Annotated in this window: 21 protein-coding genes; 6 read left to right on the plus strand and 15 right to left on the minus strand. The window is 30.9% G+C overall.

Annotation, left to right across the window (positions count from 1 at the left end):
- The first annotated feature begins 10 nt into the window (after positions 1-10).
- Entirely contained in the window at positions 11-508 is a 498-nt protein-coding gene (locus CXF54_RS10070; RefSeq protein ID WP_143067841.1) for a hydrolase, read from the plus strand.
- A 15-nt stretch (positions 509-523) separates the two neighbouring features.
- On the opposite strand, the gene CXF54_RS10075 is transcribed toward CXF54_RS10070, so the two are convergent.
- The 5 genes from CXF54_RS10075 to CXF54_RS10095 form a co-directional block, all read right to left on the minus strand.
- Positions 524-1,153: a hypothetical protein gene (locus tag CXF54_RS10075; RefSeq protein WP_101203431.1), complete on the minus strand. Its 630-nt coding sequence runs from the start codon at positions 1,151-1,153 to the stop codon at positions 524-526.
- A gap of 114 nt (positions 1,154-1,267) precedes the next feature.
- Complete coding sequence (locus CXF54_RS10080) at positions 1,268-1,915, minus strand: alpha/beta hydrolase (RefSeq protein ID WP_101203432.1); 648 nt, start codon at positions 1,913-1,915, stop codon at positions 1,268-1,270.
- Positions 1,916-1,917: 2 nt separating this feature from the next.
- Entirely contained in the window at positions 1,918-2,247 is a 330-nt protein-coding gene (locus tag CXF54_RS10085; RefSeq protein WP_101203433.1) for a hypothetical protein, read from the minus strand.
- Between the two features lie 4 nt (positions 2,248-2,251).
- Complete coding sequence (locus CXF54_RS10090; protein WP_101203501.1) at positions 2,252-3,502, minus strand: dihydroorotase; 1,251 nt, start codon at positions 3,500-3,502, stop codon at positions 2,252-2,254.
- The gene (locus CXF54_RS10095; protein WP_101203434.1) at positions 3,499-5,427 is read right to left on the minus strand and encodes a vWA domain-containing protein; all 1,929 of its coding nucleotides are present in this window, start codon (positions 5,425-5,427) and stop codon (positions 3,499-3,501) included. The genes CXF54_RS10090 and CXF54_RS10095 overlap by 4 nt, the downstream gene beginning before the upstream one ends.
- A gap of 153 nt (positions 5,428-5,580) precedes the next feature.
- Here CXF54_RS10095 and CXF54_RS10100 point away from each other — a divergent pair, with 153 nt between their 5' ends.
- Positions 5,581-7,470, plus strand: a complete 1,890-nt coding sequence (locus tag CXF54_RS10100; RefSeq protein WP_101203435.1) for a peptidase M61 — start codon at positions 5,581-5,583, stop codon at positions 7,468-7,470.
- Between the two features lie 104 nt (positions 7,471-7,574).
- On the plus strand, positions 7,575-7,898 hold the full coding sequence (locus CXF54_RS10105) for a DUF6799 domain-containing protein (protein ID WP_090842190.1): 324 nt from the start codon (positions 7,575-7,577) through the stop codon (positions 7,896-7,898).
- A 49-nt stretch (positions 7,899-7,947) separates the two neighbouring features.
- Here CXF54_RS10105 and CXF54_RS10110 read toward each other — a convergent pair whose 3' ends face one another.
- From CXF54_RS10110 to CXF54_RS10135, 6 genes are all read right to left on the minus strand, one after another.
- Positions 7,948-9,144 (minus strand): sensor histidine kinase, encoded by a 1,197-nt coding sequence (locus tag CXF54_RS10110; RefSeq protein ID WP_101203436.1) that lies wholly within the window; start codon positions 9,142-9,144, stop codon positions 7,948-7,950.
- Positions 9,145-9,204: 60 nt separating this feature from the next.
- The gene (locus CXF54_RS10115; protein ID WP_101203437.1) at positions 9,205-9,969 is read right to left on the minus strand and encodes a TIGR02757 family protein; all 765 of its coding nucleotides are present in this window, start codon (positions 9,967-9,969) and stop codon (positions 9,205-9,207) included.
- 5 nt (positions 9,970-9,974) lie between these two features.
- Complete coding sequence (locus CXF54_RS10120; protein ID WP_157823431.1) at positions 9,975-10,547, minus strand: hypothetical protein; 573 nt, start codon at positions 10,545-10,547, stop codon at positions 9,975-9,977.
- A gap of 62 nt (positions 10,548-10,609) precedes the next feature.
- Positions 10,610-11,155: a CPBP family intramembrane glutamic endopeptidase gene (locus CXF54_RS10125; RefSeq protein WP_101203439.1), complete on the minus strand. Its 546-nt coding sequence runs from the start codon at positions 11,153-11,155 to the stop codon at positions 10,610-10,612.
- Between the two features lie 3 nt (positions 11,156-11,158).
- Entirely contained in the window at positions 11,159-11,818 is a 660-nt protein-coding gene (locus CXF54_RS10130; protein ID WP_090842181.1) for an ABC transporter ATP-binding protein, read from the minus strand.
- Between the two features lie 51 nt (positions 11,819-11,869).
- A complete protein-coding gene (locus tag CXF54_RS10135; protein ID WP_101203440.1) occupies positions 11,870-14,332 on the minus strand; it encodes a DUF5916 domain-containing protein in 2,463 nt (820 codons plus the stop codon).
- 174 nt (positions 14,333-14,506) lie between these two features.
- Here CXF54_RS10135 and msrA point away from each other — a divergent pair, with 174 nt between their 5' ends.
- The 3 genes from msrA to CXF54_RS10150 are packed head-to-tail and all read left to right on the plus strand — an operon-like array spanning position 14,507 to position 16,014.
- Positions 14,507-15,073, plus strand: coding sequence for a peptide-methionine (S)-S-oxide reductase MsrA (msrA, locus tag CXF54_RS10140; RefSeq protein WP_090842177.1), 567 nt, complete (start codon positions 14,507-14,509; stop codon positions 15,071-15,073).
- Positions 15,063-15,659: a GTP cyclohydrolase I FolE gene (gene folE, locus CXF54_RS10145; RefSeq protein ID WP_090842175.1), complete on the plus strand. Its 597-nt coding sequence runs from the start codon at positions 15,063-15,065 to the stop codon at positions 15,657-15,659. The genes msrA and folE overlap by 11 nt, the downstream gene beginning before the upstream one ends.
- A gap of 52 nt (positions 15,660-15,711) precedes the next feature.
- A complete protein-coding gene (locus tag CXF54_RS10150) occupies positions 15,712-16,014 on the plus strand; it encodes a hypothetical protein (RefSeq protein ID WP_090842173.1) in 303 nt (100 codons plus the stop codon).
- 46 nt (positions 16,015-16,060) lie between these two features.
- Here CXF54_RS10150 and CXF54_RS10155 read toward each other — a convergent pair whose 3' ends face one another.
- The 4 genes from CXF54_RS10155 to CXF54_RS10170 form a co-directional block, all read right to left on the minus strand.
- Positions 16,061-16,828 (minus strand): CDP-alcohol phosphatidyltransferase family protein, encoded by a 768-nt coding sequence (locus CXF54_RS10155; RefSeq protein ID WP_101203441.1) that lies wholly within the window; start codon positions 16,826-16,828, stop codon positions 16,061-16,063.
- Between the two features lie 293 nt (positions 16,829-17,121).
- Complete coding sequence (locus CXF54_RS10160; RefSeq protein WP_157823432.1) at positions 17,122-17,838, minus strand: LamG domain-containing protein; 717 nt, start codon at positions 17,836-17,838, stop codon at positions 17,122-17,124.
- A 115-nt stretch (positions 17,839-17,953) separates the two neighbouring features.
- Positions 17,954-18,601 carry a hypothetical protein gene (locus CXF54_RS10165; protein WP_101203443.1) on the minus strand — a complete coding sequence of 216 codons (648 nt, stop codon included), beginning with the start codon at positions 18,599-18,601 and terminating at the stop codon, positions 17,954-17,956.
- A 24-nt stretch (positions 18,602-18,625) separates the two neighbouring features.
- Positions 18,626-19,414, minus strand: a complete 789-nt coding sequence (locus CXF54_RS10170; RefSeq protein WP_101203444.1) for a hypothetical protein — start codon at positions 19,412-19,414, stop codon at positions 18,626-18,628.
- Between the last annotated feature and the right edge of the window lie 61 nt (positions 19,415-19,475).

The raw sequence follows: 19,475 nt of genomic DNA on the forward strand, positions 1-19,475 counted from the left end.
AATTATTAGAATGAAGAATAAAATATTTATGTACCTGTTTATTTTTGCCTCACTAATCGTGGTGTTTCAATATGTAAATTCTAAAAAAATACTAGATGCAGGCGAAAAACGTATGGGCATTTTTATTGCTAAAAACGAAGCACTTAAGGACTCTTTAGCAAACCAGAAAGAGGAGTTGTCTGATTTGTCTTTGTTTGATTTGCGTTATAACCAAGAGGCTCAAGATTATTTTTATAACAAGAAACTAGATAGCGATTCATTAATTCCGTTTATAAAAAACGAATTATATAAATTAAATGAAACGGATGGTCAACATCCTTTAATACCATTTGCAGCGTCAGAAGGCAGAAAAATGCAATTTAACACTATTAAAATGCTTAATCACAGATGGATTGTTGCCGATTTCTCTGATGGTCAATATTGGGGAGAAATATTAATAAAGTATTTTGTAACGGGTGCTGAAGAAGTAGAATTTGAGGTATTAGACTACTTATTGTATACTAGATAATCTTTAGTATATAACTTACTTAACGCCTAAAGGTTTGTTTTTTAGTGTGTTTTTCCAATTCTCACCATAAATTCTACTTAAAAATGCTGAAATAATTTTATTGTTTTCAACAGCCACACCAAAAGCTAGTGGATGGATAGCACAGTTTTCAATAATAAAACCAATATTGTATTCTTTTTTAAATTGAATGTATTCCTCGGAGATGTTATTAGTAATTGCGTTAGCTATAAAATTTACGCTACCTGACTTTATTAGGTCTGCAATGTCTTCGTCCGAAAGTTTATCCTGATTAGTTAAGTTTTTTTGTAATGAATATTTATTTTGAAACGCATTGTTTTTTGCAATTAATCTAATATAAATTACATGCTTATTTTTAGTGATTTTTTTAGGATAGGATATGGAGGAGATGAAATTGTAGGTTGAAAAACTAAAATTATACTTTCCTTTTTTGGGTAGTGTAATATTAAAACTATCTGTGCTAGTTACTAATACTTTGGTATTTGTTTCAGAGATTATAAACTGACCGGTGTCAAATGGGGTATCTGATAAGTTTTCAAAAACCACCTCTGCGACTATCTCTTTATTTGATGCGCTGGAGGTGGTTATAGTAAATAATAGGATTGTTGATAATAGTAGATGTTTCATAATACTGAATTTATTTTATTCAAATATTACAAATTAGTAGTATCCCAAAAACTTACAATTAGTTAAAACCTGTTTTTGATTAGGGAACCATACGTTTTATTTAGGGAACAAAATTTATATCAAAGTATCCAACCAATTTTTGAACTCATAAAAATTTTGAGGTGCAACACCATGACCAACAGGAAACTCCTTAAATTGGTTTTTAATATTTAAAGCATCTAAAAATTTTGGTGCTTGTCTTGCCCAATCTACAGGTATTACTTGATCAACACTTCCATGAGAACAGTAAAAGTTTAAATGTTTGTAAGCAGATGGATCTTTAACGTCAAATAAATCTTCGTTAACATAACCGCTTAGTGCAATAATATTGTTGATTTTTTCTGGGTAGGTTAGGGCTACTGCGTAGCTTAATATACAACCTTGACTAAATCCTAAAAGTGATACACTGTCTTTGTTTACAGGATAATTTGCTATAGCTTGGTCTATAAAAGTAGCTATTAAATCTCTAGATTTTATGGCTTGTTCATTATCGCTCCATTTACCTTTGTCCGCATCAAAATTGATAGCATACCAAGCATTTCCGTAAGGTTGCATTGGATATGGTGCTCTTACCGAGATTATAAATAATTCTTCCGATAATTCCGTTGCAAAACTAAAAAGATCATTCTCGTCACTTCCATAACCATGAAAGAGTATAAGTAAAGGGGCGTTTTCTTTTAAAGACGATGGCCTTGTGATGTGATGTAAGTTAAAGTTTTCCATTATTAACCAATTGCTTTAAATAGTTTTTGAAATAGAGGTCCAATAACGGGAATAGGCTTCATTGACCCGTTTACTGCTGTCATTACGCCTAAAAATAATAAGGCTCCCATACTTACCCAAAAGGCAAGTGATATTTGCATATTATCAAATTGACTAACAAAATAACCAATTAACATCCATAAAAGACACAAGCCTAAGCCTTGTCTATTATGGAAGCTTGTAAATTCGTTTTTCTTTTCGCCATTCATTATTATAGCTATTACACTTCCAATTATGGTAAGGTAACTAACTACAGCGTATATTTTTCCTTCTTCGATTGTCTCTTGATTCATTATATTATAATACTATTTTATTGTTTGCAATTATCCCGTATGCTTTTCCTTTTAACGCTTGGCCTAAAAACGCACTGTTCTTAGATTTTGAAACGATATCAGATTCCGCGAAAGCGTATGTGCCAGTTGGATTAAACAACGTAATATTTGCCATTTCTCCTTCATTTATACTACTTGTTTCTTGACCAAATCTAGTTTTCCCTTTAGTTAACAATTGGATTGCTTTTTTAGTAGATACCACTGTGTTTAAAGCGCCAAAAGCACTTTCTAGTCCTATGGTTCCAAAAGCAGCATGGTCAAACTCGACCTTTTTATCTTCAATAGTTTTTGGATTATGATCACTAGTAACCATGTCAATCGTACCGTCCTTTAGACCTTCTATTAAATCGTCAATATCCTTTTGTATTCTAAGTGGTGGGTTGACTTTATAATTAGTATCAAACTCTACTAAAACGTCATCTGTTAAGCATAAGTTGTGGATTGCTACACTACAGGTTACATCCAACTTTTTACTTTTAGCAGCTCTAATAAGGGCAACACTTTCTGCAGTAGAAATAGTTGGAATATGTAATTTTCCTCCCGCATATTCTAATAAAAACAGATCACGCGTTACTTGCAAAGCTTCGGCTAAATTAGGGCTTCCTTTTAAGCCTAGCGATGTACTATTATACTCTTCGTTTACAATTCCTTTTCCAGAAATTTTAGTTTCTAATGGGAATGAGCACACTAAACCATCAAAATTACTAGCATATTGTAATGCTATTTTTAAAAGGTTAGGATTACTAATTGGTTTTTTATAATCAGAAAAAGCAACTGCTCCGGCATTTTTCATATCAAAAAGCTCTGCCAAATCAACACTTTCGCTATTTTTAGTTAACGCACCGATAGGTAATAGTTTGACAGCATGGTTTTGCGCTTTTGATAATACAAAAGCAACATTTGCATTGGTATCTATTACTGGATATGTATTGGCTTGAAGCGCAACAGTAGTAAAACCAGATTTAGCAGCTGTTTTTAAACCATTTTCTATGGTTTCACGATCTTCAAAACCAGGTTCTCCAAAACAAACACTACTATCAAACCATCCTTGTGAAAGGTGCAGGTTATCTAAGCTTATTGTTTTGTAATTATTGGTATTGTCAATGCTTGTAGCAATTTTAGTAATCTTACCTTTTTCAATTAAGACGTCACAAATTTCGTTATGAAATTTGCTTAAAGGGTCAATGATTGTTGCTGTTTTTATTAAGACGTTCATTTCAAGTATTTTAAGATGAGCATTTCTATAATTAATAACACGAGCCCCAAAATTACAAACCATTTCCATAACTCGTTAACTTTGGTGTCGTTATTTATGTTTTCAAACACGGTAGAAATATTGTTGTTAACCGTGGCGTGTTTTACATCATCTAAATTAATGTAGTTTAAATTACTTTCTGCTCTATTATAATTATAGCTTACGTTTTGGAGGATTGTAGTATTGTTTTTTAAATCGTATATCCCTGATTTTTCGGGAATATCATTAGTCTTAATAACCACTTTGTTATTAAAATAATTTTGTTCTGGTATTATTTTGTCAGTACCATTAACTAAAGTTAAAACACGGTCTTGTTGGATATTAACAGGGACATCGTAACTATTATTTTGTCCAATTGTGTAATATAAAGTCGTAGTATTTAAACTTTGTTTTGCAATGTTGTAAAACGTTGGAACAATTAAATTTATATTTTTAAAATTAGAATTAGTCTTATTTATTGGTGCAGAAAAGACATAAACAGATTTGTTTTGAGATAAAAAGGGTTTGGCGTCTTCAAATTGTAAAATAGCGGTTGTTTTAGTATTTGTTTGCGGGTAATAACGATTAACTTTTGGGTATTGAAAATTATCTACTTGTTTTTCAAAAACACCATTGGCGTACAATGGATGTGCATAATTGATGGTTGTGATACGTTTTTCGGCTGTATTTAAAGCTTCAAAAGGAGCAAAACCAAAACGTTGTAAAAACGTATTGTAATCGGATAATTTACCTTTTAGAGATGGTATTAAAACCACTGCGCCTCCTTTGTCCGTAAAAACTTTTAAAGCGGTTACTAAGTTGTTTGGTAAAGTTTCCGTTTCATCAATAACTATTAAATTTTGTGTATCAAATAAACTGTAATCTAAATTGCTTGTCGTTTTTGAAGTTAATAGAAATTCATCTTCAGTAAAAATTCGACTTAAATATGATGTATTAGTATCACTAATAGCTAGAACATTAATTTTTGAAGTTTCATTAATATTAAAATATAACGCATTATCAAACTGTAATTGCTTATCTTCAATAGTGACTGTACCCTTGATTATTTTATTATTAGGAATATTAAAAATAACAGTTGCTTTACCATCTAAATCTACAGAGGCTTTGGATAATAAACTACCATTGTCAAATAATGAAATTGGTAAATTCTTAACCTCTAAACCATTATTTTTTAAAACAACAGTTAACTCTAAACTATTAGGATCTTGTTTGGAAACAAATAAACTATCTACAGCAATATTATTAGTGCTTACGGGTTTTAATTGTACTAAATTTATAGCGATAGCCGTATCTTGTTTAATGTTTAATGTTGATTTTTTTTGCTGAAAATCAGATATAAATATTAAGTTTTTAAGCGTGTTTTTGTCGCTAGAAAAGGCCTTTTTAGATTTTAGTAAAGCAGCGTCATAAGGCAATTGGTTAGAAACATAATCCAATTGTAAAAGCTCATTTTTTATGGCTTTAATAGTTGTATTTCTATAACTTTCTGTATTAGTTATTAAAGATAATGTTTCGGTTTCCGGTATGGTTTCAATTAGATCCTGAACTGCACGTTTTAACAAGTCTCCTTTTTCACCTTTTGCTTGCATACTAAACGAGTTATCTAGGTAAATAACGGTTTCGGTTTTAGTATTAAAGGTGTTTGTTTTTGATAAATAGGGTTGGGCAAAAGCAATAATAATTGCTGCTAATAATAGCAATCTAGTTAAAAGGATTAACCACTTTTTAATTGTTGCACTTTTTCTAGTTTGTAATTGTACTTTTTTTAGAACAGCTACATTAGTAAAATAAACTTTTTGAAATTTTCTAAGCTGAAATAAATGAACAATAATAGGAATAAGCAGTAAGAAAAGCGCGTAAAGAAGTTCTGGGTTTTTAAACTGCATTAATTTTAAAGTTTGTCAAAGATAATAATTGCATTTATAATAAGTGTATATCCAAAATAACATTTTAACAAAAACTTAATGTATGTATTGTGTAACAAATTTTACATTTGAGCGTCTTTTAAGCAAGACCATTAACAAACACACAGATTTAATATGAAAAAACTTCTAGTAACAACTATTGCAACAGGCCTATTATTAGTGGGTTGTAACAGTACCAAAACATCGGATAAACTTGCATCACAGTCGCCAATAGCAACGTCTATAGATTTATCTAAAGTAGTAGATGATAAAGCACCTGTAACTATTAATCCAGGACGATTTACAGCACAAACAGTAACGTATAGATTGCCTAGAGTTGTGCAAGGAACATATTCTGTGAGTGATTTTGGTAAGTATATTGATGATTTTAAAGCAGTAGATTATAAGGGTAACGCTTTGCCTGCAACTAAAGTAGACACTAATACATGGACTATTGCAAACGCAACACAGTTAGACTACATTACGTATAATGTTAACGATACATTTGATCAAGAAGTTACAGGTGGAATAGGTGGAGAGGCACCATTTTCTCCAGCAGGAACAAATATAGAGCCGACTAACTATGTATTAAATTTACATGGGTTTATTGGTTATTTTGATAGTTTAAAAGACAATCAATACAGTTTAGACGTGACTGCTCCTGCAGACTTTAAACGTACATCTGCATTACAAGAAACGGGTAAAAAAGTAAGTCAAGATGGTAAGTTTGCAACGTCTAGTTATTTTGCCCCTCGATATTTTGATATTACAGATAACCCAATGTTTTATGGAGATTTAGATGTTGAAGAATTTCAGGTTGGAGACATCAAGATTGTATTAAGTGTTTACTCGCCAAATAAAGTACACACAGCAGCAAGTATTAAAGCTGTAATGGAAAAAATGATGCAAGCGCAAAAAGCATATTTAGGAGATGTAAATAGCACACCACGTTATGATATCTATTTATATTTATCTGAAGGAAAGCCAGACTCTCCAAAAGGTTTTGGTGCTTTAGAGCACCATACGTCTACAGTTGTTGTTTTAGAGGAGAATTCGCCTTTTGAAGCTTTAGCCGAAAGTATGATAGATGTTGTATCACATGAGTTTTTCCATATTGTAACACCGTTGAGTGTTCATTCTGAGGATGTTCATTATTTTGATTATAATAAACCAACATTCTCTAAGCATTTATGGATGTACGAAGGTGTAACAGAATATTTTGCTACATTATTTCAAGTTGATCAAGATTTAATTGACAGTGAAGAATTTTACGGAGATATTTTAGGTAAAATCCAAACATCAGCTAATATGGATGATAGTATGAGTTTTACTACAATGAGTGAAAACGTATTAGATCAACCCTACGCGCCACAATATTATAATGTATACATGAAAGGTGCTTTAATTGGTATGTGTGTAGATATTTTAATGCGTGAAGAGAGTAACGGAAACAGAGGTATTTTATCTTTAATGAAAGAATTATCTAATAAATATGGTAAAAACAAGCCTTTTGAAGATGATAAATTAATAGAAGAACTTACTGCAATGACGTATCCAAGTGTTGGTGAATTTTTAAATACACATGTTGTAGGTGGTACACCAATTGATTACGCTGTGTTTTTTGAAAAAGTAGGTTTATCTTTAGATAAAGGACGCGTTAAAACTAATTATATCCAGAATGACGGTGCTTTAATCTTTACACCAAATAGAGAAACAATGACTATTCCTTTTGGAGAAGCAGTTAAAGACAACAGTTTTTGGGCAGAAAACGGGGTATTACCGGGAGATGTTATTAAAACGGTTGATGGTAAAGAATTAAACATGGGAACTGCTCAAGCTATTATTACAAGTATGTATATGTGGCAGCCAGGTACTGATATTAATGTTGTATTAGATAGAGGTGGAAAAGAAATTGTTATTAAAACAAAAACGACACAATCCTATACAACTGGGACTAAATTAATTGAAAATCCAAATGCTACTGCTGCTCAAAAGGAAACTAGAAAAGCGTGGTTAAAAGGTTAATTTAATTACAAAAAGTTTGGCATAGAAGTTGAATTAAGTAATTTAAAGAATGATTTATAGCAGTTATAAATTGTTTGGGCTAATAAACTTTAAAACATATTACAATGAAAAAATTAATTCTTATTGCTTTTACTTTATTTTTAGGAGTAAATACAGCAATGGCACAGGATGCTAAACAAATTGAAGATGCTAATTACGTTATTCTTTTAGACAGTAAAGTGTTTCATTATACAGCAAATGGTGTTGTACAATTAGATGAAGCAATAACGTTACATGATGGGACGGTTGTAGAGACAAACGGAACTTATGTAAACGGTAAGAAAACAGGTAAGCTTGAAGATGGACAATGTTTAGGAATGAGTGGTACATTGTATAAAGACCAAGAAACATTAACAAAGAAGCTTATTAAACTTATGAGGAAATCATAACTTTTAATACTGATATAAAAAAAGCCTAATCTTTAGATTAGGCTTTTTTTTATTTTGAAATAGTAAAAGTAAACATGCTTCCCACATCTATTTTGGACTGTAAAGTAATAGTCCCGTTTAATTTTTTTACTAAGTTTTTTACTGTAAATAAACCAATTCCAGTTCCTTTTTTACCTGAGACATCAGTTTGGTTATTGTTATTAAACAATTTAAACACTTCGTCTTGCCGATTAGCAGGAATTCCATTTCCGTTATCGGTAACAGAAAAGATATGAAAATTTGAGTCTTCAGAATAATTTAAAACGACCTCAGGATTAGGTTTGTTGTTATACTTTAATGCATTATCAACCAAGTTTATTAATACTTGTGTTACAGCTGCTTTATTAATAAATATTAGAGCTGAATTTGGTGTTGTTTTAAAATGCTTATCATCTAATAAATGGATGCGTTGTACACTAGAAAATAAAGTGTCAATTGCAATATATTCTTTATCTGCATTTAAAAGTTCGTTGGCTTTATAATGGATTAAGATACCATCTATGTAATTTTTAAGCGACTCAGCAGATTCTTCAATATAATTAATGTACTCTACAGAGGCTTCTGTTAAAGTATTGTCTTCTTCCTCTTTTAAAAAACTAGTTAAAGACATGATATTAGCTAAAGGCGATTTTAAATCATGTGAGACATGACTAGCAAATTTATTTAGTTCAGCATTACGATCTAATAATTCTTGTTTAGAGTCGGCTAAAAGACGATTATTCAACTTTAAATCAAACAAATTAATAACTTGTTTAGCAATTGTAATTAATGCCTTTTTTTGCAGTTTAGTAAGTTGTCTAGGTTTATGATCATAGATGCATAAAGTCCCTAACGCTAATCCGTCTGTATTTCTTAAAGGCACACCGGCATAAAATATAGCTTTAAAACCGTCAACTAATGGGTTATCTTTAAAACGAATGTCTTCGCGGGCATCTTCTACAATAAAAATATTGTCTTCGTGTAAAATAGCGTGCCCACAAAAGGATATATCTCTTGGAGACTCCTGTATATCTATACCATGATGAGATTTAAGAAAATTACGATCAGTATCTAATAGCGTAATTAAAGAAATTGGTACATCACAAATAGTTGCAACTAAACTAGTAATATTATCAAAATCACTTTCAGGAAGTGTATCTAATAAATTGTACTTTTTGACACAGGATATGCGCTCCAGTTCATTTTTAGGAAAATCAGGTTTAATCATTAAAAGAAATAAATATTACACTATTTTTCACGAAAATACTGATAATTTGGACTTTAAGTGTTAAAATTTTTCAAAAACACCTAAGCCGAATAACGCAAAATCATATTTAACTGGATCATTGCTATCCAAAGCTCTTAAAGCAGTATCTAATTCGGCTAAAGCCTTCCCATCATTTTGTTTGCGTTTTAATAACCCTAGTTTTCTAGCAACATTACCGGAGTGTACATCTAACGGGCATGATAGCTGTGCAGGGTTAAGGGTAGTCCAAATACCCAAATCTACATTTGTATTATTGGGTCTAATCATCCAACGTAAAAACATGTTTATTCTTTTAGATGCACTATTTTTTAGCGGATCACTAATGTGTTTTTGTGTACGTTGCAAGTGTTCTATTTCAAAAAAAGTTTGCTTAAAGTAATGGATAGACTGCTGTAAGCTATCGTTTTGGGCGTGTTTATTAAATACAGCTTCTAGACCGTCGTGGTTTTTATAAATGTGTTGTAACCCTTTTATAAAAGTTATAAAATCTAAGCCATTAAATGTACGATGCACAAACGCTTCTAGCTTTTCTAAATCAGACTCTTGATGATTCATAACAAAATCAAATGGTGATTGGTCTAATAAATCCATCATTTTATGACAATTAGTAATAATGCTTTTACGGTTTCCCCAAGATATTGTAGCACTTAAAAAACCAGAAATTTCAATGTCTTCCTTTTTTGTAAATAAATGCGGAATTTGTATTGGGTCACTTGTAATAAAGTCAGGTTTATTGTACTGTTCTACTTTATTATCTAGAAAATCTTTAAGGTCTTTTTTATTCATTTATGTTATTCTATGATATAAGTGTTTGATACTGCTGTAAATGTTTCTTGATTAGAGTTTTGTACAGCTACTGTTAAGTTAAAAGGGCTATCTGATTGAATGGTTTGATCAAAAAATAAAACGATTGAATCAGGAGCTCTTGACAATGTGTTTTCTTCACTATCTGTAGTGTTGTAAAATTGACTAATATCTAACGGATTGTCTATATTATAATAAGCAAATTTCATGATGCTATTTAAACTTTGACCAGCAGCAATACCATTAATTTCTTGGTCTGCGGTAATATTTAGATCTGTAAATTCTGATTGATATATGTATACATTGTCAGGACAACTTGTTGCTACAGCAGTATTAAAGTTGAATGATGATGCGTTTATTACACTAATATCATCGTAGTCATAAATTATATTAAGATAGACTATTAAGTCTTCTGACGTCGTAGTAATTGGATCTTCTGTGTCGTTAAAAATTTCAATAGATTGTAAATTAACCAAATAAGTTTTTTCTTTACAACAGGAAAACAATACAAATTGAAGACTTAGAAAAAAGAGTAGGGAATAAGCGGTTTTTTTTAACATTGCTTTTATTTATAGATGTCAAAACTACACTTTGGTTGCGTGAAAAAATCTGATTTTAATTTTTAAGACATAAATATTACAGACGGAATAATTAAAACAGCATTATAACACGCATGTAATAACATGGAGTATATCAAACCTAATCGGACACGTACATATCCAAAAACTAATCCAACAACAATCTGTGGAGCGACTAATAATGGTGATAAAAGTATAAGTTGTGGCGTTATTTCAAAATTAAAAAGATGGACATACCCAAATAACAGAGAAAATGTATAAAATGCTATTTTAAAATACTTTTTACTAAAAAGCGTAATAGGTCCTCTAAAAATTAATTCTTCTATTATTGGCGCTAAAATTACTGCTGAAGATATAATGGATAGTGGTGTTTCTTCTTCAAATAATTTTGATACCGCGTGATCATCGGAGCTATAAACACCTAAAGCTTCTAAGAGCGCAATTATAAGACCAAAACCTAGTCCTAAAGCTATACAAATAGGGACACATGCTAACACAATGCCTACTTTTTGTTGTATAGTAGCGTGTTTAAGTTGTTTTAAACGTGGGTTTTTTACATACTTTAAAATAGAGGAAAATAACTGCTTCATATGTTATATTATTTTTCCGTCTACCATAGTTAATTTTCGGTCTGCTAGATTTGCTAATTCTTCGTTATGTGTAACAATTACAAAGGTTTGTCCAAATTGATCTCTTAATTTAAAAAATAAGTTATGAAGATTCTCTGCACTTTCACTATCTAAATTTCCAGAAGGTTCATCAGCAAAAATAAGTTCGGGATTATTTACTAACGCTCTAGCTACTGCTACACGTTGCTGTTCTCCTCCAGATAACTCGCTTGGTTTATGATTGTAGCGATGTGATAAGCCTAAAAAGTCAAGTAATTCTTTAGCTCTGTTTTCAGCTTCAGCTTTATTTGTTCCTTTAATAAAAGCAGGAATACAGACGTTTTCCATTGCTGTAAATTCAGGTAATAACTGATGAAACTGAAAGATAAATCCTATATGTTGATTTCTAAATTGTGCAAGTTGCTTGTCTGATAATCCAGTAATTTGTTTACCATTAATTTCAAGCGTACTTTTTGTTTTATTATCAATAAAATCTAAGGTTCCTAATATTTGTAACAATGTTGTTTTTCCTGCTCCAGAAGCCCCAACAATAGATACTATTTCTCCTTTTTTAATATGGACGTCTACACCTTTTAAAACGTGTAAATCGTCATAATATTTATGTATATTTTTTGCTTTAATCATAGTTACTTATAAAGTACGGAAATTACTACTTTATATATTCTTAGGCAACAATTAACTGGTTTTGCTTTTCTTTTTGAATACGTTCTTTAAATCGTTATAATCAATAAAGTAGACTAATTTTAACGAAAACGTATTACGTTGCTCTTGTTTAAACAGGTCTCCTGTGCTATCAAAAAAGCTAGCTTCAGAGTCGTTAGAAAAATTAAATATTTGATTTCTATATAAGGCAGTCAGGTTACTTCCTGGCGCAAATTGCCAAGTATAACTTAAATCTAAATTCCATGTGTTAAAGTTAATGTCTGGATCAAAATCAGGATCACTGCTTATGTTGTTTTTGGTATATATATCAGACCTGTTTAAAGTCCCATTGTCTTGTAATACATACAAACTATTGTCATAGGTTACTGTACTTAAATAGTTTCTAAAACTTAAGGTTAAAGCATTAAAAGAGTTGAAGTTATAACTTCCAGAAATACTAGCAGTCATATCCACACGGTCACGCTGTCCAAATAAAATTCTGTCGTCAATTTCTTGACCATTAACATAACCTCTATCTGCAGTATAGTTGTCATAATCAAACCCAAGCACCATTAAAAATTTGTCGTTAAATTTAAATCTCGGATTTAAACCAAACCATATATTATTAAAATTTTTACGAGTATCGTTAAATAAACGTCCGTACCCTAAATTAGCATCTAAAGCAAAAAACAGGTTGTAGTTACTAGAAATCCACATATTAGCTTGCGCATAATTTTCTGTAACAAAATAGCTGTCAAACCCGTTTCTAGGCTCAAAATAGTCATATTGTTTTCCAAAATTCCAATTACCGTTTATTCCAAGATTGTGTAGTGTTTTTGTTTGTCCATTAAAATTAAACCCAGTATTAGCCCCAGTAAATGTATTAGGATTAGCCAATTGATTGTAGTTTATCCAAGTCCCTAAATAGGTGTTATTAAAGTTTTTTGAAGGCTCAAAAGTACGATAGCTAACCTCTGCATTAAAATTGCTGTAATTGTTTCTAAACAGTATCCCTAAGTCGTTGATATCATAGTTTTCATCAGCATAGTCATAAGTTGCACTATAACGTAAATTACCACTGTTTTTACCTAAACCAAGACGTGCAGTGTAACCATTGTCTTTATTCTGAACATCATTAAATGTGCTCATTTTAACTTCGGCTATAGCACCATAAGTATTGCTTTTGTTTACTAAATCTAATAATAGACCAGTAACATTGGCATCTCTAAAATCACCATCTCTAGTCACATTAGTATTAATTAAGGTAATAGCAGAGTTTTTATTAAACTGTTGGTCTAATACCATAATGTTATAATTGGCAAGAGGCTCTATAACTTGGCTTCTTTTAAGACTAGTATCTTCATTTGTAATGGATACTTCGGTTTTTTCGGTAACAGCATTAAAAAAACCAATTCCTAATCCATTTTTAGTACGTCCAGAAACCTTAACAGCATTTAATAGCTGTATTTTTTCAGGAAAATCGCCAACTGACTCATTATCCTCTAAACTTAATCGTCCTGATGCACGGTCTCCAATACGTCTAGAGTAAAATAGATTTCCTTTGCTAAATAAATCGACACCTTCAGTAAAAAATTGACGTTGTTCAGAGAATTGTTGTTCAAAAGGTCCTAAGTTTAATTGTACATCGTCAAATCCGGCTTGACTAAAATCGGGGATTAATGTAGCATCTAAAGTTAAGTTTTCGGTTAAACCGTATTTAATATCCATTCCGGCAGCAAAATCACTATCTGTTTGGCCATCAAAAGTACTTACCAATCCAGAAGCATAAGGGAAAAAGCTAAGTCGGGTAGGAGGTGTGATGTTTTTAATTCCTTTCAACTCGGCATTATACAATCCAATATTACCTTTTGTAACATCAATTGCACTCCACGTCATTTGCTCACGTGTTTTTCTGTAATGTCTATGAAATTGAATTCCCCAAGTTGGATCTTCTTGTTGCGTAAAACGTAAAGCACGGTACGGAATTTTAATCTCTACAATCCAACCATCATCCACTAATTTTACGCTACTTTCCCAAACAGCATTCCAACCAAAGTCTTCACCATAATTTGGACTTTCAACAGCGTCAGCTTGTGTTCCGGAGCTAAACACAAAAAATTCAGTATTATTTTGGGCGTCATTATTAGGATTAAAAATTAAACCAAAAAAGTCTGACTGTCCAAAATTATCACGTTGTGTAAATTGACGCATAATATCTTCAGGGTTGTCATAACAATATGCAGCGACATAAATACCAGTATCGTCATAGGTCATTTGGACCTTCGTTTTTTTATTATCGGGCGCTGTATCTCCTACATCTGGTTTAAACTCTGTAAAGTCTGTTGCTATTTGTGCATCGCTCCAAGCTTTATCATCTAAAACACCATCTATTTTTGGAGGATAGTCGGTACGTTTAATTTGGTAAGATTTTTTGTCTTGGGCTAAGGTCTGAAAAGAGATTAGTAATGCAAAAAAAGTGATTAAAAAAGGTTTCATTAAATTTTGATTGATGGTTTCTGTAGTAAAGACAGTAAAATTATTCCTTTGTTACAGTTTTAGATTACAAATCTAAATTTGATGTTAAAAAAAAACTCCTAATTAAACGTTAAAAATTTATTTTGACTATTGTCGAATAAAGAAAAGCTATGCGGAATTAGTTATTTTTATACTATGAAAGAAGAAAATTTACAAATAGCCACATTTGCTAATGGCTGTTTTTGGTGCACAGAAGCTGTGTTTTTAAGAATAGAAGGTGTGGAAAAGGTTGTGTCTGGTTATACTGGTGGGACTATTAAAAACCCTGCTTATAGAGAAATAGGTACAGGAAGAACAGGACATGCAGAAGGTATTCAGATATTTTATGATGAAAATAAGGTTACTTTTACAACGTTATTGGAGTTGTTTTTTGCAACGCACGATCCAACAACATTAAACAGACAGGGACATGATGTGGGGACACAGTATAGATCTGCTATTTTTTATAATTCTGAAAGTCAAAAAGAACAAGCGGAAGCTTTTATTGATTTATTAGAAAACGAAGCTGTTTTTGATAGTCCTATTGTTACAGAAGTTACTGCGTTAGGACCATTTTATATAGCAGAAGCCGATCATCAAATGTATTATGACAGAAACCGAGAAACATCTTATTGTCAGTTTGTTATAGATCCAAAAATTAATAAGATAAAAAAGTATTACAGTACTAAATTAAAAGAAAACACGCCTAAAGATGCCATATAAAAAGTTTGAAGAGTATAACGTTAAAGTTACAGATGATGTTAAAAACCGTTATAAAAATATTATTGAAGATTTAGGTGAAGACACACAACGTGAGGGGTTATTAAAAACACCAGAACGTGCTGCAAAAGCAATGCAATATTTAACGCAAGGGTATGATCAAGATGCAGCAGAAATCTTGAAAGGTGCGATGTTTAAAGAAGATTACAATGATATGGTTATTGTTAAAGATATCGAGTTTTATTCGCTTTGCGAACATCACATATTGCCGTTTTTTGGAAAAGCGCATATTGCTTACATCCCTAACGGACATATTGTAGGTTTAAGTAAATTACCAAGAATTGTAGATGTGTTTTCTAGACGTTTGCAAGTACAAGAACGTTTAACACATCAAATATTAGATTGTATAAATGACACATTACAACCGGAAGGTGTAGCTGTAGTAATAGAAGCAAGTCACATGTGTATGCAAATGCGTGGTGTGCAAAAACAAAACAGTGTCACGACAACTTCTGGGTTTAGAGGTGCTTTTCAAAACATAGAAACGCGTACAGAGTTTTTAAATTTAATAAGTTCTAAATTAAGCTAGATTTTTGGAATACTATTTGCTTTATATTAAATAGAATTACAAAATATTATAAATGATTTTTAACGACACAAACAAATACACAAAACTATTTTTAGGGCTAATTTTTGATGCTCTAGGATATGTTTCTTTTATTATACCTGGTATTGGCGAATTTGCTGATATTGTTTGGGCGCCTGCGTCCGCATGGTTAATGACTAAATTATACAAAGGTCGAACCGGAAAAATAGCTGCTGTTTTCACCTTTATTGAAGAAGCATTGCCTGGGTTTGATATTATACCATCCTTTACCTTAATGTGGTTATATACGTATGTCTATAATAATAAGTCTAAAGAGGAAACCATAACGGTTAAATAAAATAACAAGTAACAAAAAAGCTGCATCTTATTAAGATGCAGCTTTTTTATTTATAGTATAGTTTTCTGATGGCAATAAAAATTAAAATCATCCCAGAGTAACCAACAAAAAACGGTATGATGTAGTCTTTTAATCCTAAAACTAATAACACAGCAATTATCAATAACTGAAAACCTAATCCAAAAGTAGAAATTGAGGTCATTAACCATTTAGGCACTATTTTACCGTACGCCGCTCTTGGGTCTAGAAAATAGATGGTTTTATCAAAACCGCCATATAAGGCTGTGTATAATTTAAAAAGAATATTGACATGGTGTTGTTGTTCTCCTTTTAAAGCAGTGGGTATTTTAGTTTCAAAAATACGACTGGTTGTATCACCATCAAATTTGTTTCTTAAAATAACGTAGTAATAATTGTATAAAGTACCTTGCAATTGTATGCCTAAAAAGGCTAATAGTGTTAACCAAATTGAGGCATCCGTTATATACCAAATAGCTACAAAAATTATGGCATTTAATAATATATCTGCAACCGAGTCTAGGTAACGCCCCGTATAAGATGGTGTTTGTTTTACTCTAGCTAACTCGCCATCCGCTGCATCCAAAATTGATTTTAGAATTAAAAAAAAAGCTGCCCACCAATAATTGCCATTAATAATAAAATATACAGCTATTAAACCGGATATAATAAAGGCTAAAGTAACATGGATAGGCGTAAAAGAGGTGTTTTTTAAACTGTTGGCAATAATTTGAGCAATAGGTCTTCCATAGTCTGAAAGATCTATAAATTTATGCGCTTTTGGTAATTTTGACATGTAAAGTCATAAGATAGATAGGTGTTGCGGAATATACCAAGTTGATACTTAAAATAGAAACTTCCAATTATAGTAAAGTATGCAAAGATAAGACTTTATAGATTGTACTGTATTGCTAAATTGTTGATTATAATATTTTAGTTAATAGTTCGATATTCTTTTTAATTATAATTGAAAACAAGAAGTTGCAACATATAGGTTTTAACTAAATCATAATTTACTATTGCGTGATACCGTTTAGAATAATATCACGCTCTAAGATTGAATAATTACCATAACAATTATAACTTTAGTTACAAGTTGTTTTGCAAAGCTAAAATTTCAGATTCAGTTAAAGCCACATTGTAAAGCCTTACTTCGTCAATAACACCTTTAAAAGTATTACTTTCTAATCGTAACCTTGAACCAATTAATAAAGGGAATGAATTTGTATTACTTTCTCCATTAATAATGACAGAATCTTCCAGGACTCCATTTACGTATAAAAACATCTCAGAATCCTTTAAGACTCCCGTTATTAAATACCATTCATTTATTTGATACCCTTGCTTACTGACGTGGTTTATTGTTGCTCCATTTTCTGTAGTAGCGGTAAATGAGATGGTACCTGTCGCGGACATACTTAATCCATAAGGCACAGTTCCTATTCCATTTACGGCAGCTCCCTTTCTTATAATTGTTTGCGATTTGATTTCTTCAGGATTAACAAGTGCTGAGATTGTAAATTCATTTGTTAAATTTAATGCCGCACTGTGGTTAATTTCTATAATATCATCTATACCATTAAATCTAAAAGCACTGTTGTCTATCCCTTGGTTGTCAGTACTTAAAATGGCGCCTTTAACCAAACTAGTATTCTCTAAATTTATTTGGTCTATAGCATTACCATTAAAAGGAAAATAAGCGACTAAATTTTTATTACTTGTATCAATGGTTTGCATATCATCATCGTTATTACAACTAGTTAGTGCTAAAAATAAAAGTCCAAAAAGTAATGTCTTGTTTTTCATAATTGTTAGGTTAGGTTTAGTCTCTTTTTCTAACATATATTGTGCCACTTTATATTTTTTTTAATTTATATTTTGAGAGATTTAATTTGCAATTGACAGTAGACTAAGTGCTCTATTAATTATTTTCGGAGTTAGCAAATGTTTTTTTCTTGTTTCTAACTAAGCGAGTGATATTATCAATATTATATTCACCTTTATGGGCATAATAATTTCCATTTTCATCAATAATCACATAACTTCCACAAGGGTATTGTATAGGTAGAAAAGTCTTTGCTATTATTCCAGACGGGTCTTTTAACCAATTCAATTGTTTTCCATAACCATCAGTTCCTTCTAGTGATTTATATAAGAAAAACTGACTCACATTTTTTAGTTTTTTTACCCTTTTTAAGTAATTTTGATATCTTATTTTTACTGAAGATTTATTTCCTGACGAATTGCATTTGTCCAATCCATGGTAATAATTTACAATTATAATATCGCGTTCAGGAATATCACGTTTTGATACCAGCGAGAGCTCATTTCTAATCGAATCAAGTTTTGTTTTGGCGACTTTACCTTTTTTTATTCTTTGAACTTTAATGTTTACTATTAATGTGTCTAAATTAAACTTTAAATCGTAAGATTTATGAATATCACTTTCTTTATCAAATTCTGATTTAGTGATTTTAACCAAATCATCATTGAAATAAATTTCTTTTTTTTGCCCAAATGTTAGTGTTGTATAAAGACAAATTATACAAATAAATAAGATTGTTTTCATTCCAGTTTTTTAAAGTGTCTGTTTTTATTTTCTATATTTTATTTTCCTTTTGAAGACTCGATTTTTTTCTCTTTTACCATTAACTATTTTATAAATAGTTTTTTTGGTCCAATTAGAGTGTTTGTCGTATTTGTATTCGTACTCATAGTTAGTAGATTTAATCAAATCCCCCATCTCATTATATTCTGAATTTGGATATTTATTAAAGGAAAAATCAATCTGACTTTTATTTGAAGCAATAACTTTTCCGCTTCCATCAATGACTTTTGTTTTTACTATGTTGTTAAAGTAATCATACTCTGCAATTTCTTTTCCCGAAAAATCAAAATTTATCTCTTCTAGTTTTAATTCAATAGGATGACCGTTTTTATTATTTTTTAAAAATGTTTGTCTAAATAAAACATTGTTCTTATTTCTATCATTAATCTTTATTAAAAATCCTTTGTCGTCATATTCATAGGTTGTTATTTTGGACGAATAACCACTAAATGTGTTCCATCGTTCAAATTTTCTAGAAAGACTTTTTAATTTTGTTGAATTATATTTAAAAGTGAGTCTTGCTTCCAATTTTCCAGTGTCGTCATATCTCAATTCTGATAAAAGTCTTCGCTTTTCGTTTATTATAGAAACCTCTTTATGTATTTCAATACCATTTGGGTTATAAAAGGTATTTGTAGAAATGATTTGAGAAACATTTGAGTCCTCTCTTAAATCAATAGGTCTATCGTGATGTAATGCCGAATAGATATTTTGAGAATATGATTCTAAACAAATAAAAGCAACGATGCTTGTAATTATTATCTTAATGTTCATTGCAATTGTAACTTATAGGTTTGTTTATTATTTAGTAACATCTTTAAAATGTATTATCTAG

The organism is Olleya sp. 1-3 (assembly GCF_002836085.1).
GTDB classification, from domain to species: Bacteria; Bacteroidota; Bacteroidia; order Flavobacteriales; family Flavobacteriaceae; genus Olleya; species Olleya namhaensis.

Bases quoted from the DNA above. Each gene is read 5' to 3' on its own strand.
- CXF54_RS10160 (WP_157823432.1), bottom strand. From the start codon at position 17,838: ATGAAAAACAAGACATTACTTTTTGGACTTTTATTTTTAGCACTAACT.
- CXF54_RS10105 (WP_090842190.1), top strand. From the start codon at position 7,575: ATGAAAAAATTAATTCTTATTGCTTTTACTTTATTTTTAGGAGTAAAT.
- CXF54_RS10170 (WP_101203444.1), bottom strand. From the start codon at position 19,414: ATGAACATTAAGATAATAATTACAAGCATCGTTGCTTTTATTTGTTTA.
- CXF54_RS10130 (WP_090842181.1), bottom strand. From the start codon at position 11,818: ATGATTAAAGCAAAAAATATACATAAATATTATGACGATTTACACGTT.
- CXF54_RS10120 (WP_157823431.1), bottom strand. From the start codon at position 10,547: ATGTTAAAAAAAACCGCTTATTCCCTACTCTTTTTTCTAAGTCTTCAA.
- folE (WP_090842175.1), top strand. From the start codon at position 15,063: ATGCCATATAAAAAGTTTGAAGAGTATAACGTTAAAGTTACAGATGAT.
- CXF54_RS10070 (WP_143067841.1), top strand. From the start codon at position 11: ATGAAGAATAAAATATTTATGTACCTGTTTATTTTTGCCTCACTAATC.
- CXF54_RS10165 (WP_101203443.1), bottom strand. From the start codon at position 18,601: ATGAAAACAATCTTATTTATTTGTATAATTTGTCTTTATACAACACTA.
- CXF54_RS10100 (WP_101203435.1), top strand. From the start codon at position 5,581: ATGAAAAAACTTCTAGTAACAACTATTGCAACAGGCCTATTATTAGTG.
- CXF54_RS10125 (WP_101203439.1), bottom strand. From the start codon at position 11,155: ATGAAGCAGTTATTTTCCTCTATTTTAAAGTATGTAAAAAACCCACGT.
- CXF54_RS10115 (WP_101203437.1), bottom strand. From the start codon at position 9,969: ATGAATAAAAAAGACCTTAAAGATTTTCTAGATAATAAAGTAGAACAG.
- CXF54_RS10155 (WP_101203441.1), bottom strand. From the start codon at position 16,828: ATGTCAAAATTACCAAAAGCGCATAAATTTATAGATCTTTCAGACTAT.
- CXF54_RS10095 (WP_101203434.1), bottom strand. From the start codon at position 5,427: ATGCAGTTTAAAAACCCAGAACTTCTTTACGCGCTTTTCTTACTGCTT.
- CXF54_RS10135 (WP_101203440.1), bottom strand. From the start codon at position 14,332: ATGAAACCTTTTTTAATCACTTTTTTTGCATTACTAATCTCTTTTCAG.
- CXF54_RS10110 (WP_101203436.1), bottom strand. From the start codon at position 9,144: ATGATTAAACCTGATTTTCCTAAAAATGAACTGGAGCGCATATCCTGT.
- CXF54_RS10090 (WP_101203501.1), bottom strand. From the start codon at position 3,502: ATGAACGTCTTAATAAAAACAGCAACAATCATTGACCCTTTAAGCAAA.
- CXF54_RS10150 (WP_090842173.1), top strand. From the start codon at position 15,712: ATGATTTTTAACGACACAAACAAATACACAAAACTATTTTTAGGGCTA.
- CXF54_RS10075 (WP_101203431.1), bottom strand. From the start codon at position 1,153: ATGAAACATCTACTATTATCAACAATCCTATTATTTACTATAACCACC.
- CXF54_RS10080 (WP_101203432.1), bottom strand. From the start codon at position 1,915: ATGGAAAACTTTAACTTACATCACATCACAAGGCCATCGTCTTTAAAA.
- msrA (WP_090842177.1), top strand. From the start codon at position 14,507: ATGAAAGAAGAAAATTTACAAATAGCCACATTTGCTAATGGCTGTTTT.
- CXF54_RS10085 (WP_101203433.1), bottom strand. From the start codon at position 2,247: ATGAATCAAGAGACAATCGAAGAAGGAAAAATATACGCTGTAGTTAGT.